The sequence below is a fragment of the Streptomyces daghestanicus genome (genome assembly GCF_020521275.1).
GTDB lineage: Bacteria > Actinomycetota > Actinomycetes > Streptomycetales > Streptomycetaceae > Streptomyces > Streptomyces griseoviridis.
On record NZ_BNDX01000018.1, the window covers coordinates 611,000 to 624,507 of the forward strand.

Below are 13,508 nucleotides of genomic sequence, written 5' to 3' on the forward strand. Positions count from 1 at the left end.
GCGTTCAGGACGGCGGCGCGGGCAGCGGCGACGCGGCCAGGGCGCGGGCCGCGTGCACCAGGTTGGACGCCATGGCCTTCCCCGTGGACACCGACCAGTCGTGGCCGCGGGCGTCGTCCAGGAAGTCGGGGCCGGGCCCGGGCCCGAGGTGCCAGTACGTCCACGACTGGCCCGGGACCGTGTAGCCGATGTCGACGAGGGCGCCGTTGATCTCGCTGATGACGTGGTGGGCACCGTCCTCGTTGCCGGTGACCACCACCCCGGCCACCCGGTTGTAGGCGACCGGCCGCCCCGCGTCGTCGGTCTCGCCCAGCATGGCGTCCATCCGCTCCAGCACCCGCTGGGCGACGGAGGAGGGCCGGCCCAGCCAGGTGGGGGAGGCGAGGACGAGGATCTCCGCCGCGAGGAGCTTCTCGTGCACCGCGGGCCAGTCGTCCCCGTCGCCCATGTCGGTCTCGACCCCCGGCCGCAGGTCCAGGTCGACGGCCCGCACCAGGTCCACGCTCACCCCGTGCCCCTGGAGCGAGGAGATGACGGTGGCGGCGAGGGCCTCGGTGTTCGACGGCTCGGGCGAGGGCTTCAGAGTGCAGTTGACGACGAGTGCGCGCATGCCCGGGAGCCTTCCCCCGGCGGCGCGTCGCAGGCGGGGGCGTAACCCGCCGTCACCCGTCCGCCCAGTGGCCTGCCTCACATGGTGTAACCGGGGTGCCGCCGCCACGATGGTCTCGTCACCGGCAGGCCGAAGGGATCGCTGATGTTCCGCAAGGTGCTGGTCGCCAACCGCGGTGAGATCGCCATCCGCGCGTTCCGCGCGAGCTACGAACTGGGTGCGCGGACCGTGGCCGTCTTCCCGCACGAGGACCGCAACTCCCTCCACCGTCTGAAGGCCGACGAGGCCTATCAGATCGGCGAGCCGGGCCACCCGGTGCGGGCCTACCTCTCCGTCGAGGAGATCGTGCGCGCGGCCCGCGACGCCGGCGCCGACGCCGTCTACCCGGGCTACGGCTTCCTCTCCGAGAACCCCGACCTGGCCCGCGCCTGCGAGGAGGCGGGCATCACCTTCGTCGGCCCGGACGCGGACATCCTGGAACTGACCGGCAACAAGGCCCGCGCCGTGGCCGCCGCCCGGGAGGCCGGCGTCCCCGTCCTCGGCTCCTCGGAGCCCTCCACCGACACCGACACCCTGGTCCGCGCCGCCGAGAGCATCGGCTTCCCCGTCTTCGTCAAGGCGGTCGCGGGCGGCGGCGGGCGCGGCATGCGCCGCGTCGAGGACCCCGCCCGGCTGCGCGAGGCGATCGAGGCGGCGTCCCGGGAGGCGGCCTCCGCGTTCGGTGACGCCACGGTCTTCCTGGAGAAGGCGGTGGCCGAACCCCGCCACATCGAGGTGCAGATCCTCGCCGACGGCCACGGCGACGTCATCCACCTCTACGAGCGGGACTGCTCGCTCCAGCGCCGCCACCAGAAGGTCGTCGAACTGGCCCCGGCACCCGGCCTCGACCCGGAGCTGCGCGACCGGATCTGCGCCGACGCGGTCCGCTTCGCCCGCCGCATCGGCTACCGCAACGCCGGCACCGTGGAGTTCCTCCTCGACCGCGACGGCAACCACGTCTTCATCGAGATGAACCCGCGCATCCAGGTCGAGCACACGGTCACCGAGGAGGTCACCGACGTCGACCTGGTCCAGGCCCAGCTGCGCATCGCCGCCGGCGAGAGCCTCGCCGGCCTGGGCCTGTCCCAGGACACCGTCACCCTGCGCGGCGCCGCCCTCCAGTGCCGCATCACCACCGAGGACCCGGCCAACGGCTTCCGCCCGGACACCGGCCGGATCAGCGCCTACCGCTCACCGGGCGGCTCCGGCATCCGCCTGGACGGCGGCACCACCCACGCCGGTACGGAGATCAGCGCCCACTTCGACTCCATGCTGGTCAAACTCACCTGCCGGGGACGGGACTTCGCCACCGCGGTGGGCCGGGCCCGGCGCGCGGTGGCCGAGTTCCGCATCCGCGGCGTCGCCACGAACATCCCCTTCCTGCAAGCCGTCCTGGACGACCCCGACTTCCGGGCGGGCCGGATCACCACCTCGTTCATCGAGCAGCGCCCCCACCTGCTGACCTCCCGGCACTCCGCCGACCGCGGCACCAAGCTGCTCACCTACCTCGCCGACGTCACCGTCAACAAGCCGCACGGCGAACGTCCCGACCTGACCGACCCGCTCACCAGACTCCCGCCGCTGCCCGCCGGCGAACCCCCGGCCGGCTCCCGCGGGCTGCTGGCCGCACTGGGCCCCGAGGGCTTCGCCCGCCGGCTGCGCGAGTCACGCACCCTCGGCGTCACCGACACCACCTTCCGCGACGCCCACCAGTCCCTGCTGGCCACCCGGGTGCGGACCAAGGACATGCTCGCCGTCGCCCCGGTCGTCGCCCGCACCCTGCCCGGCCTCCTCTCCCTGGAGTGCTGGGGCGGCGCCACCTACGACGTCGCCCTGCGCTTCCTCGCCGAGGACCCCTGGGAGCGGCTCGCCGCCCTGCGCGAGGCCGTGCCCAACATCTGCCTCCAGATGCTGCTGCGCGGCCGCAACACCGTCGGCTACACCCCGTACCCCACCGAGGTCACCGACGCCTTCGTCGAGGAGGCCGCCGCCACCGGCATCGACATCTTCCGCGTCTTCGACGCCCTCAACGACGTCGACCGGATGCGCCCGGCCATCGAGGCCGTCCGCGCCACCGGCACCGCCGTCGCCGAGGTCGCCCTCTGCTACACCGCCGACCTCTGCGACCCCGGCGAGAAGCTCTACACCCTCGACTACTACCTGCGCCTCGCCGAGCGGATCGTCACCGCCGGCGCCCATGTCCTGGCCGTGAAGGACATGGCGGGCCTGCTCCGCGCCCCCGCCGCCGAGAAGCTGGTCGCCGCGCTGCGCCGGGAGTTCGACCTGCCGGTGCACCTGCACACCCACGACACCGCGGGCGGCCAGCTCGCCACCTACCTCGCCGCCGTACGGGCCGGCGCGGACGCGGTGGACGGGGCCGTGGCGTCCATGGCGGGCACCACCTCCCAGCCGTCGCTGTCCGCGATCGTCGCCGCCACCGACCACTCCGAGCGGCCCACCGGCCTGGACCTGAAGGCCGTCGGGGACCTGGAGCCGTACTGGGAGAGCGTCCGCAAGGTCTACGCCCCCTTCGAGGCGGGCCTGGCCGCCCCCACCGGCCGCGTCTACCACCACGAGATCCCCGGCGGCCAGCTCTCCAACCTCCGCACCCAGGCCGTCGCCCTCGGCCTCGGCGACCGCTTCGAGGACATCGAGGCCATGTACGCCGCCGCCGACCGGATGCTCGGCCGCCTGGTCAAGGTCACCCCCTCGTCCAAGGTGGTCGGCGACCTCGCCCTGCACCTGGTCGGCGCGGGTGTCGCCCCGGCCGACTTCGAGGCGGAACCGGACCGGTACGACATCCCGGACTCCGTCATCGGCTTCCTCCGCGGTGAGCTGGGCACCCCGCCCGGCGGCTGGCCCGAGCCCTTCCGCAGCAAGGCGCTGCGGGGCCGCGCCGAGCCCCGGCCGGTCCCGGAGCTGTCCGCCGAGGACCGTGACGGCCTCGCCGGGGACCGGCGGGCCACCCTCAACCGGCTCCTCTTCCCCGGCCCGGCCCGCGAGTTCACCGCCCACCGGCAGGCCTACGGCGACACCGGCGTCCTCGACAGCCTGGACTTCTTCTACGGGCTGCGCCCCGGTACCGAGTACACCGTCGATCTCGAACCCGGGGTCCGGCTGCTCATCGAACTCCAGGCCGTCGGCGAGGCCGACGAGCGCGGCCTGCGGACCGTGATGGCCGGCCTCAACGGCCAGTTGCGGCCGGTCCGGGTCCGCGACCGGGCCGCCGCCTCCGACGTCCCGGTGACCGAGAAGGCCGATCGCGCCGATCCCGGTCATGTCGCGGCACCCTTCGCGGGCGTGGTGACCCTCGCGGTCGCGGAGGGCGACCGGGTCGAGGCCGGCGCCACGGTGGCCACCATCGAGGCGATGAAGATGGAGGCCGCGATCACCGCCGCCCGGGCGGGCACGGTGATCCGGCTGGCCGTCCACCGGGTCCAGCAGGTCGAGGGCGGGGACCTGCTGGTGCAACTGGGCTGACCGGCCCCGGTGCCTGCGGGCGGCGGGCGGTACGGACTCCGGCGGGTCGAGCGCCCCGCGCGGCACCCGGCCCCTGAGACCCGTGGTGTCCCCGCGCGTGTCGGCCTCGCTCAGCGTCAGCGCCACCCGGCCCAGCGGCACGGCGCGTCGGCACGCTCGCGGGCCCGCGCGACGGCCCCCGCGAACACGTTCCACGCACGTCCGTGCCCGCCGGTGAGCTGGAGCGCGAGCCCGAGGTCGGGGGGCGAGCGGCACCCCGTGGCGCGACCGGCCCCCCCGCCACCCGGTCCGGGGCGCGCTCGGAGTGGCCGGCGGCCCCGTCGTGGGCCAGCCGGTTCGCGGCGTCGCGGGCGGCGGGTTTCACCAGCAGCCCCGCCGCATCCTCGGCGCCGAGCGCGTCCCGCGCCCGGTGGGCGTGGTGCGCCAGGTCGGCCGGGAGCACCGGGCCGGTCCCCGGCCCGCCGGCGGTGGGGGCGGGTACCGCCGCCGCGTGCAGCCGGTGCCGGCGCGGGGTGTCCAGCGCCGAGCGGGGTGCCTCCCGGACCGGGTCGTGGACGAAGCGCCGGGCCCTGTCGCCGGGGTCCTCGACCGGGTGGGCGCGGGCCGCCTCCGCGAGCAGCCGCCCGGTGTCCGCGCGGGGTACCCGCCGTCCGGGTGGGGACCGCGGGCCGGAAGCGCCGCCCCAGGACCGACGCCGCGCCGAGCAGGGCCGCGGCCGGCCCGCTCGGCAGCGACAGCCGGCGGCGCACGACCGCCCGGACCCCGGGCGACAGCGCGTGGAGCGGCCGCCCGGCCGACCACACCGGGCGGTCTCCTCGACGACGAAGGGGGTGCCACCGGTCCGCCGGCGCATCTCCTCGGCGAGCCCCGCGTCCGGCGCGCGTCCCCCGTCCGGCCGGTCGGCTCCCGGTCACGTGCCGGTGTCCAGCGCGGTCAGCCGCAGCGTCTCTGTCTCGCCGGACAGCACGCCGCCCGGCCCGCCGGCGGTCTCCCCGTCGAGGTAGGCGCCGAGCAGCGGCCGTTCGAACCAGCAGTGCCCGGCCATGAACTCCAGCAGTTCCAGCGAGACCGGGTCCGACCAGCGCAGGTCCTCCAGGACGACCGAGACCGGGTGGACGCGCGAGGCGTCGGCCAGCGGGGTGGTGACCAGGTCGCAGAGCTGAACCGGTCGGCGCCCTCGGCCGCCCCGCCGCCCGACAGCAGGGCCAGGACCCGGCCCGTGTCCGCCGTGATTCCCCCGTCCGCCGCGCCGGCCGCCCGGCGCCGCAGTCCGCGCACTGTCTGCGTCCAGGGTCAGTGGTCGGGGGGCCGGCGCCGCCGTCCAGGCAACTGCCGTACAGGACCCGCAGTCCCTGCCGGGCCGCCTCGTGCGCGGTGTGCCGGGCGTGGGACGTCTTGCCGATGCCGGGGCGGCCGGTGAGGAGGATCAGCCCGCCGTGGCTCGGCCGGGTCCGGGCCAGCCGGCCAGGACGCGCAGGGCGGGTGCCCGGCCGATGAGCGTGGCCCTGTGCTCGCGTCCGCCCCCCGCGTTGTCCCCCCACGGGGCCGCCCGAGTCCCTCGGGAGGCCCCGCCCGCCGCCGAGTGTAGGGAGAAGAGCGGGCGGGGTGGGGGCCGTCGGGGGCAGAGCACCCGAACGGGTGGCGTACGCCCGGCGCGTGCCCGGGCACCGGTTCCAGCCGGGTCGTGAAGTGCCGCAGTACGGGCGGCTGTTCGACGACGCGGTACGCGGGGACCCGGTCGGCCCGCGCGGTCACGCGGGCGAGGGGGCCGGGCCGCCCGTCGGGCGACGGTTCCGGTCACGCGCGGCGCCGGACGCGATCACGCACCGCGCGGAATCCCACCGATCGGGTGAACGGAGACCGAAACCCCGCCGCGCCCGGTCACCGCCGTGCAGCATCGACCCCTCGGAACCCGGCACCGGGAGGGAGGCAACCGATGGGCCGCACACCGCCACCGCCCACGCCCCCGGATCGCATGAATGTGCGAGTGTGGTGTGGAGGTCCTGAGGTGATCGGACAGAAAAGACACCGGCAGTTGGCCGGAAAGTGTGCATCGTCCGGTGCTTTTTCCGGTCCGAAGAAACGGTCATCCTTGTCCGGCCCGCCGCACGACCGGCTTCCGATGCCGCTGAACTGCCCTGTCGGGCAAGGGACATGGGATCTTTCCCTCTATCACGGAAGTACCCGCCGACCGCTCCTTCGGGCCGAAATCGGATGCCGGGCGGAGTGTGCGGATAGTCAGAACTCCTCACCCGGCCGGGTGACTAGCATGAGCCCGTACCCGGTCCGGAAGATCGACGTCCCGTTGACGTCGGCTTCCGACCCGTGACCGTCGCGTGTGTCGGTCGACCGTTTCTCCTGCTCTCCATCCCGAGGGACCGCGGAATGTCAGTGCCTGCACCATCCAGCCAGCGCCGGTCGGCGAACGCCCCCCGAGCCGTCCCGGTCCTGCCCGCCGCCGTCCTGGTGGCCGCCGCCGCGGCCGCCGGCGCGGCCGTCGCCGTGGCACCGGACGGGGCCCGCACCTGGTCGCTGGCCGCGATGCTCGGTGCCTGGCTCTGCCTCGCCGTCGCCGTCGTCACCGGCACGCTGGCCGTCCGGCGCGCCCGCCGGGCGGGCGCGCGCCAGGGCGACGACGTCGCCCAGGCCAGGTCCCAGGCGGCCCAGCTCGCGGCCGAGTGCGCGCACCTGGTCAGCGTCACCCTCCCGGCCGTCGCCAAGCGGCTGCGGGACGGGACGAGCGCCGAGGACGCCCTGGCGCACATCACCCACCCCTCCGACCCGCAGCTGCGCCGGCTCGCCCACACCTTCGCCACCGAGATCGAGGAGTCCGTACGGCTGGCCGTCGCCTACGACACCGAACGGCGGCAGGCGGCCGACGAGCTGGAGCGCACCTCCGCCGAACTGAAGCGGCTCGGCGACGAACTGCTCCCCGCGGCCGTGTCCCGGCTCCGCGAGGGGCAGTCCGCCGACACCGTCCTCGGCGAGCTGGACTGGCCGCGCACCCCGGCGCTGGGCGCCCCCGCCGAATCGTTCGTCCGTGAACTCGCCCGGAGCGAGCGCCGGGCCGCCGCCGCGCAGGCCGCCTCGGCCAAGGCGCTCAGCCGGGTCCAGGCCAAGGCGGTCAGCATGCTCGCCGACCTCCGCGAGATGCAGGACCGGCACGGCGAGGAGGTCTTCGGCGACCTGCTGAAGCTCGACCACAGCACCTCCCAGCTCGGCCTGCTCACCGACCGGCTGGCGCTGCTCATGGGCGGCCGGTCCAGCCGCGCCTGGAACAAGCCCATCGTGATGGAGTCCATCCTGCGCGGCGCCGTCGGCCGGATCGCCGCCTACCAGCGGGTCCGCCTGCACTGCTCGACCGGCGCCGCCGTCACCGGCTTCGCCGCCGAGGGCGTGATGCACCTGCTCGCCGAACTCATGGACAACGCAGCCAACTTCTCCCCGCCGATCGACGAGGTCAACGTCTACGTCGAGGAGCGCAGCGCCGGCATCGTCGTCACCATCGAGGACAGCGGCCTGAAGATGCCGGCCGCGGCCATGCGCCGCGCCGAGGAGTCGGTGGCCGGACGGATGACCGACCTCGCCTCCCTCCAGGGCACCCGGCTCGGCCTCGCCGTCGTGGGGCGGCTGGCCGTCAAGTACGGCATCAGCGTCAACTACCGGCCCTCCTCGCGCGGTGGCACCGGCGTCGTCGTCCTGCTGCCCCGGCAGCTCCTCGCCCAGCAGCGCGAGCCCGCGCCGGCCGGCACCGCCCGCCGCCCGGCCGCCGTCCCCGCCCAGGCACCGGCCGCCGCCCCCGCGCCCCCGGCCCCCGCGCCGCCCGCACCCGCCGAGCCCGTCGCGCCCCGCGCCCTGCCCGCCCGGGCCGAGGCCCCGGCCGCCCACCCGCCGGCCGACAGCACGCCCGGCGGACTGCCGGTGCGCAACCCCGGCCGCACCATGGCGCAGGCCGAACGCGAACGCGAGCAGCGCCGCGGCCAGGACGGCACCGGGGACGGCACGGCCCGCCCGGAGCGTCCCGCCGTACGCGACGCCGGCTCCCGGTTCGGCGCCTTCCACCGCGCCCGCCGGTCCGGCACCACGGCCCCGGACGGCGGCCCCGAGCCGGGCCCGGCCGCACCGTAGCGCCCGCCCCTCGCCCCGCCCGGGGCTCGGCGCCCCATACCCCCCGCTTGAGCACGTGAGATTGGAGGCACGGGCCGGTGACCGGTCAGCCGGGCACCCACCGTCCCATCACCACCATGCAGACCACCGACAACAGCCTCACCTGGCTTCTGCAGAACCTTCTGGAGCGCACCCCGGGCACCCGGCACGCCCTCGTCCTCTCCCGGGACGGGCTGAAGCTGTGCTGGTCCGACCACCTCACCCTGGACCGCGCGGACCAGCTGGCGGCGATCTGCTCCGGCATCCAGGCCCTCGCCCAGGGTGCCTCCGTCGAGTTCGGCGACGGGACCGGCGGAGTGCGCCACTCCATGACCGAGTTCCACGGCGGGCTGCTCTTCATCGTCGAGGCGGGCGAGGGCGCCCATCTCGCGGTCGTCGCCGAGGAGAACGCCGACCCCGGCGTGGTGGGCCACCAGATGACCGAACTGGTCGAGCAGATCGGCGAGCACCTGCGGGCCGAACCCCGCAATCCCCTCCCCGGGGGTGCCGCCTCGTGACGCCGCGCAGGCCCGTGGACACCGGTGACCCCGACCGGCTCTACACGGTCACCGGCGGACGCAGCCGCGCCGACGACGCCTTCGACCTGGTCACCCTGGTGGTCCGGGAGAGCGAACCGTCGGCCGGCATGCAGTCGGAGCACGTCCGGATCCTGGAGATGTGCCGGCACCCGACCGCCGTGGTCGAGATCGCCGCGGAACTGAGGCTGCCGATCACGGTGGTGCGCATCCTGCTCGGCGACCTCCTCGCCATGGGCCGGATCACCGCCCGGCACCCGCGCGCGGCCGAGTCCGTCGCCTCGCTCCCCGACTCCGCCCTTCTCAAGGAGGTGCTCCATGGGCTCCGTAACCTCTGAACTGCCCGCCGGCCGTACGCCCCTGGCCGACGCCGCCGAAACCGGCCTGAAGATAGTGATCGTCGGCGGGTTCGGGGTCGGCAAGACCACCCTGGTCCGCTCGGTCAGCGAGATCCGCCCCCTCAACACCGAGGAGGTGATGACCCAGGCGGGCGTCGGCGTCGACGAGACCAGCGGCGTGGCCGGCAAGACCACCACCACGGTCGCCTTCGACTTCGGCCGGATCAGCCTCAACGAGCGCATGGTGCTCTACTTGTTCGGCGCGCCCGGCCAGGAGCGCTTCTGGTTCCTGTGGGACCGGCTGTTCTCCGGCACGCTCGGCGCGGTCGTCCTGGTCGACACCCGCCGCATGGACGACTCCTGGTACGCCATCGACCGGCTGGAACACCACGGCACGCCGTTCGTGGTGGCCGTCAACCGGTTCGACGACGACTCCGCCGGACACTCCCTGGACGAGATCCGCCAGGCGCTCGCCCTGCCCCCGCACGTTCCGCTGATCGAATGCGACGCCCGGGTGAGACGCTCCGGGAAGGACGTGCTGATCACCCTCGTGGACCACCTCTACGACCTCGCCATGGCCCGGGAGACGACACCGTGACCGAGACCGGATCGCCCACGCCCGACGGTCCGCCGCCGGGCTGCCCGGCCCACGGAGGCGGCGCGCTGCGCCTGGCCGGGCTGGAGTACCAGCAGACACCGTCGCAGCTCTACCGGTCCCTGCGCCGGGAGCACGGCCCGGTGGCACCCGTCCTGCTGGACGGGGACATCCCCGCCTGGCTGGTCCTCGGCTACTCCGAGCTGACCTACGTCACCAACCACGACGAGCTGTTCGCGCGGGACAGCCGCCGCTGGAACCAGTGGGCGAACATCCCCGCCGACTGGCCGCTGCTGCCGTTCGTCGGCTACCAGCCCTCCGTGCTGTTCACCGAGGGTGAGGAGCACCAGCGCCGGGCCGGGGTGATCACCGAAGCCCTGGAGGGCGTCGACCAGTTCGAACTGGCCCGGGACTGCCGGGAGATCGCCGACGGACTCATCGCCGCCTTCGCGGGCAGCGGCGAGGCCGAGCTGATGAGTTCCTACGTGCACGCCCTGCCGATGACCGCCGTCGTGCAGATGTGCGGGATGCCGCAGGCCGGCAGCGACACCGAGCGGCTCGTGGACGACCTGCGGATCTCCCTGGACGCGGCGGAGGGCGACGACCCGGTGGCCGCGTACCAGCGGGTGGGCGAGCGGATCGCCCAGCTGGTGAAGGAGAAGCGGGAGCGGCCCGGCCCGGACATCACCTCGCGGATGCTGCTGCACCCGGCCGGGCTGACCGACGAGGAGATCGTGCAGGACCTGATCTCGGTCATCGCGGCGGCCCAGCAGCCCACCGCCAACTGGATCTGCAACACGCTCAGGCTGCTGCTCACCGACGAGCGGTTCGCGATCAACGTCTCCGGCGGGCGGCTCAGCGTCGGCGAGGCGCTCAACGAGGTGCTGTGGCTGGACACCCCGACGCAGAACTTCATCGGCCGCTGGGCGGTGCGCGACACCCAGCTCGGCGGCCGGCTGATCCGCGCCGGCGACTGCGTGGTGCTGGGCATCGCCGCGGCCAACACCGACCCGCAGATCTGGCCCGAGTCGCACGTCGGCGCCGAGAACTCCGCCCATCTGTCGTTCAGCAACGGCGAGCACCGCTGCCCCTACCCGGCGCCGCTGCTCGCGGACGTCATGGCGCGCACGGCGGTGGAGACCCTGCTGGAGCGGCTGCCGGACCTGGTGCTGGCGGTCGAACCGGAGGAGCTGACCTGGCGCGACTCGATCTGGATGCGCGGACTGACCGCGCTGCCGGTGCAGTTCACGCCGGTCGTGCAGTAGCCGCCGTTTTCGGCAGTGGCCGTCGCGGCGGTGGCCGCCGTAACGGCCGGGGATGTCGTACGCGGCCCGGCGGGGCCCCTCGCGGGGCCCCGTGTCCGCGCGGTGGCCGGCGGCTCAGGCGCCGGCGGGGGTGAAGCGCACCGGGACGGACTGCGGGCCGCGGGTGAACACGCCCTGCTCCACCGGGTCGTAGCCCTCGGCGAGCCGCAGGTCGGGCATGGCGTCCAGCAGCTGATTGACGCCGATCTCCACCTCGGCTTTGGCCAGCAGGGCGCCCACGCAGAAGTGCCGGCCCAGCGCGAAGGCGAGGTGGTCGGCGGCGGCGGAGAACGCGGTCGTCGTGGTCAGGTCGTCGCGGAAGAGGTCGAAGCGGTCCGGGTCCCGGTAGCGGTCGCCGTCCCGGTTGGCCGCGCCGATCAGGCAGGTCACGGTGGCCCCGGCCGGTACGGTGCCGCCGGACAGCTCGACCTCGGTCGCGGACTGCCGCATGATCATCTGGACCGGCGGGGTGTAGCGCAGCGTCTCGGCGAAGGCGCGCGGGATCAGGGAGCGGTCCGCGCGGACGGCCGCCAACTGCTCCGGATGCATCAGCAGGTTGACGAAGATACTGGCTATCGCCTTGTCGGTGGTCTCCCCGCCGGCGGCGAGCAGCAGGCTGCAGAACGCCTTGATGTCCTCGTCGCTCATCCTCACACCGTCGACCTCGGCGGCACACAGCGTGGAGAGCAGGTCGTCGCCGAGGTTCTCGCGCCGCTCACGGATGATCGGCAGCATGTACGCGGCGAACTCGGCCCGGGTCCGCTCCCCGGCCGCCGTGACCTCCGGGTCGCCGGAGAGATTGCCGAGGAAGGCGATGACGGCCGTGTACCAGCGGTGGAACCGGTCGTGGTCGGCCTTGTCGAGGCCGAGCATGTCGGCGATGACGTTGACCGGGAAACGCGTGGCGTAGTCGGTGACCAGGTCGGCGGAGCCGGTGTGGCGGAAGGCGTCGATCAGTTCGCGGGAGTTGCGCTCGATCACCGGCAGGAACTTGTCCTGAAGGTCGGCGCCGCGGAAGGCCGGCGCGACCAGCGCCCGGCGCACGGCGTGCTCCCGGCCGCTGAGCTGGAGGATGGTCTTGCCGTGCACCGGTTCGAGCTGCCAGTCGTAGTTGTCGGTGGTGAACTGGCCGGCCTTGTCCTTGAAGACGCGCTCGACGTCCTCGTAGCGGGAGACGATGTAGCTCTGCGTGGCCTCGTGCCAGATGAGGGGCGCGCTCTCGCGCATCACCCGGTAGGCCGGGTAGGGGTCCGCCGCGAACTCCGGCGAGAGGATGTCGGGGACCTGCTGAGCCGTGGACATGGGGCTCCCTGGAGTCAGTAACAGGTGTACGCCCCAAGGTTATTGATCATCCGTCGCACAGGACAGGGGGTCGTGGACGCCTGTTCGGCCCCGCGTCCTCCTTGGCCGAAAACCACCGGTTCGGTCAGGTCCGGGTGAGCGTCCGGGAGGAGCCGCCGGCCCGGACGCCCTCGGCCCCCCGGCACCGGCCGGGCACCCGTGCGGGGAGGCGCGGCGCCCACTGGACCGAGGGCACCCGCGGGGCCGCTCCCGAACCCCCGTCACCCGGACGCGAATCGGGCCAGCTGGTCCAGGGTTCCGTCGAACCGGTCATGGTCGCCGACGATCGGCCCGGTCGAGGTGTACTGCCACATCGTGTACCGCGACCAGCCCGCCGGGAGCGTCCCGGGGGTGGCGGCGTAGCGGGCGATCCAGAGCGGGTTGGCGGAACCGAAGGCGTCGCTGTCGCCGGTGCACTGCTTCCACCAGCTGGTGGAAGTGTAGATCACCGCGGCCCGGCCCGTACGGGTTTCGTACCGGCCGACGAACTCCCGGATCCAGGACACCATCTGGGCCGGTGTCTTGCCGTAGCAGGACGCCCCGTACGGGTTCCACTCGATGTCGAGCACACCCGGCAGCGTCCGGCCGTCCCCGGTCCAGGCGCCGCCGTGGTCGACGAAGTAGTCGGCCTGCGCGGCACCGCCGGAGCTGTCCGGCGTCGCGAAGTGGTACGCGCCGCGGATCATGCCGACGTCGTACGAGCCGTTGTACTGCTGGCCGTACTTGGGGTTGACGTAGGAGGTGCCCTCGGTGGCCTTCACATAGGCCCACTTGACCCCGCTGGCCCACAGGTCCGGCCAGGCGACGTCCCCCTGGTGGCTGGAGACGTCCACCCCCTCGGTCTGGGTGGCCCGGGTGCCGACGGGGCGGTCCTGCTCGCCCTCGTGGGCCAGGACGCCCATGCCCATGTAGGCCGAGCCGCGCACCGGTGCGTCACCACCGGCCGCGGACGGGGAGGTGTGGAGCGGGGTCAGGATCGACAGTGCGGCGAGCAAAGTGCCCGACGCGAGCAGGCGGAAGCGGCCGTCCGCCACGGCTATGGGTCTGCGCACGTCTCCCATCCGACCCGTCGCGCCGCGCGCCCGCATCCCGCGCGCGTCCGGACGGCTTGCCGCCGGC

10 protein-coding genes are annotated in these 13,508 nt (G+C 74.2%); 6 read left to right on the top strand and 4 right to left on the bottom strand.

Going from position 1 to position 13,508, the window contains the following annotated elements; genetic code table 11:
- Positions 1-4: 4 nt before the first annotated feature.
- Positions 5-610, bottom strand: a complete 606-nt coding sequence (locus Sdagh_RS35285) for a flavodoxin family protein (protein WP_189414290.1) — start codon at positions 608-610, stop codon at positions 5-7.
- 144 nt (positions 611-754) lie between these two features.
- On the opposite strand from Sdagh_RS35285, the gene Sdagh_RS35290 reads away from it, so the two are divergent.
- Positions 755-4,129, top strand: coding sequence for a pyruvate carboxylase (locus tag Sdagh_RS35290; protein ID WP_190076524.1), 3,375 nt, complete (start codon positions 755-757; stop codon positions 4,127-4,129).
- Positions 4,130-5,039: 910 nt separating this feature from the next.
- Here Sdagh_RS35290 and Sdagh_RS36610 read toward each other — a convergent pair.
- Complete coding sequence (locus Sdagh_RS36610) at positions 5,040-5,174, bottom strand: hypothetical protein (protein WP_264201209.1); 135 nt, start codon at positions 5,172-5,174, stop codon at positions 5,040-5,042.
- A gap of 1,340 nt (positions 5,175-6,514) precedes the next feature.
- Here Sdagh_RS36610 and Sdagh_RS35295 point away from each other — a divergent pair.
- The 5 genes from Sdagh_RS35295 to Sdagh_RS35315 all read left to right on the top strand — a co-directional run bounded on the left by Sdagh_RS35295 (position 6,515) and on the right by Sdagh_RS35315 (position 11,009).
- Positions 6,515-8,257: a sensor histidine kinase gene (locus tag Sdagh_RS35295; RefSeq protein WP_190076525.1), complete on the top strand. Its 1,743-nt coding sequence runs from the start codon at positions 6,515-6,517 to the stop codon at positions 8,255-8,257.
- A 116-nt stretch (positions 8,258-8,373) separates the two neighbouring features.
- On the top strand, positions 8,374-8,793 hold the full coding sequence (locus Sdagh_RS35300; RefSeq protein ID WP_189414294.1) for a roadblock/LC7 domain-containing protein: 420 nt from the start codon (positions 8,374-8,376) through the stop codon (positions 8,791-8,793).
- Positions 8,790-9,149: a DUF742 domain-containing protein gene (locus Sdagh_RS35305; RefSeq protein ID WP_189414295.1), complete on the top strand. Its 360-nt coding sequence runs from the start codon at positions 8,790-8,792 to the stop codon at positions 9,147-9,149. The genes Sdagh_RS35300 and Sdagh_RS35305 overlap by 4 nt, the downstream gene beginning before the upstream one ends.
- Positions 9,130-9,747, top strand: a complete 618-nt coding sequence (locus tag Sdagh_RS35310) for a GTP-binding protein (RefSeq protein ID WP_189414296.1) — start codon at positions 9,130-9,132, stop codon at positions 9,745-9,747. The genes Sdagh_RS35305 and Sdagh_RS35310 overlap by 20 nt, the downstream gene beginning before the upstream one ends.
- Positions 9,744-11,009 (top strand): cytochrome P450, encoded by a 1,266-nt coding sequence (locus Sdagh_RS35315; RefSeq protein ID WP_189414297.1) that lies wholly within the window; start codon positions 9,744-9,746, stop codon positions 11,007-11,009. Before Sdagh_RS35310 ends, Sdagh_RS35315 begins: the two co-directional genes overlap by 4 nt.
- A gap of 114 nt (positions 11,010-11,123) precedes the next feature.
- Here the strand turns inward: Sdagh_RS35315 and Sdagh_RS35320 are convergent, their stop codons facing one another.
- Positions 11,124-12,350 carry a cytochrome P450 gene (locus Sdagh_RS35320; protein WP_190010837.1) on the bottom strand — a complete coding sequence of 409 codons (1,227 nt, stop codon included), beginning with the start codon at positions 12,348-12,350 and terminating at the stop codon, positions 11,124-11,126.
- A 260-nt stretch (positions 12,351-12,610) separates the two neighbouring features.
- Positions 12,611-13,450, bottom strand: a complete 840-nt coding sequence (locus tag Sdagh_RS35325; RefSeq protein ID WP_189414299.1) for a lysozyme — start codon at positions 13,448-13,450, stop codon at positions 12,611-12,613.
- Positions 13,451-13,508 lie beyond the last annotated feature (58 nt).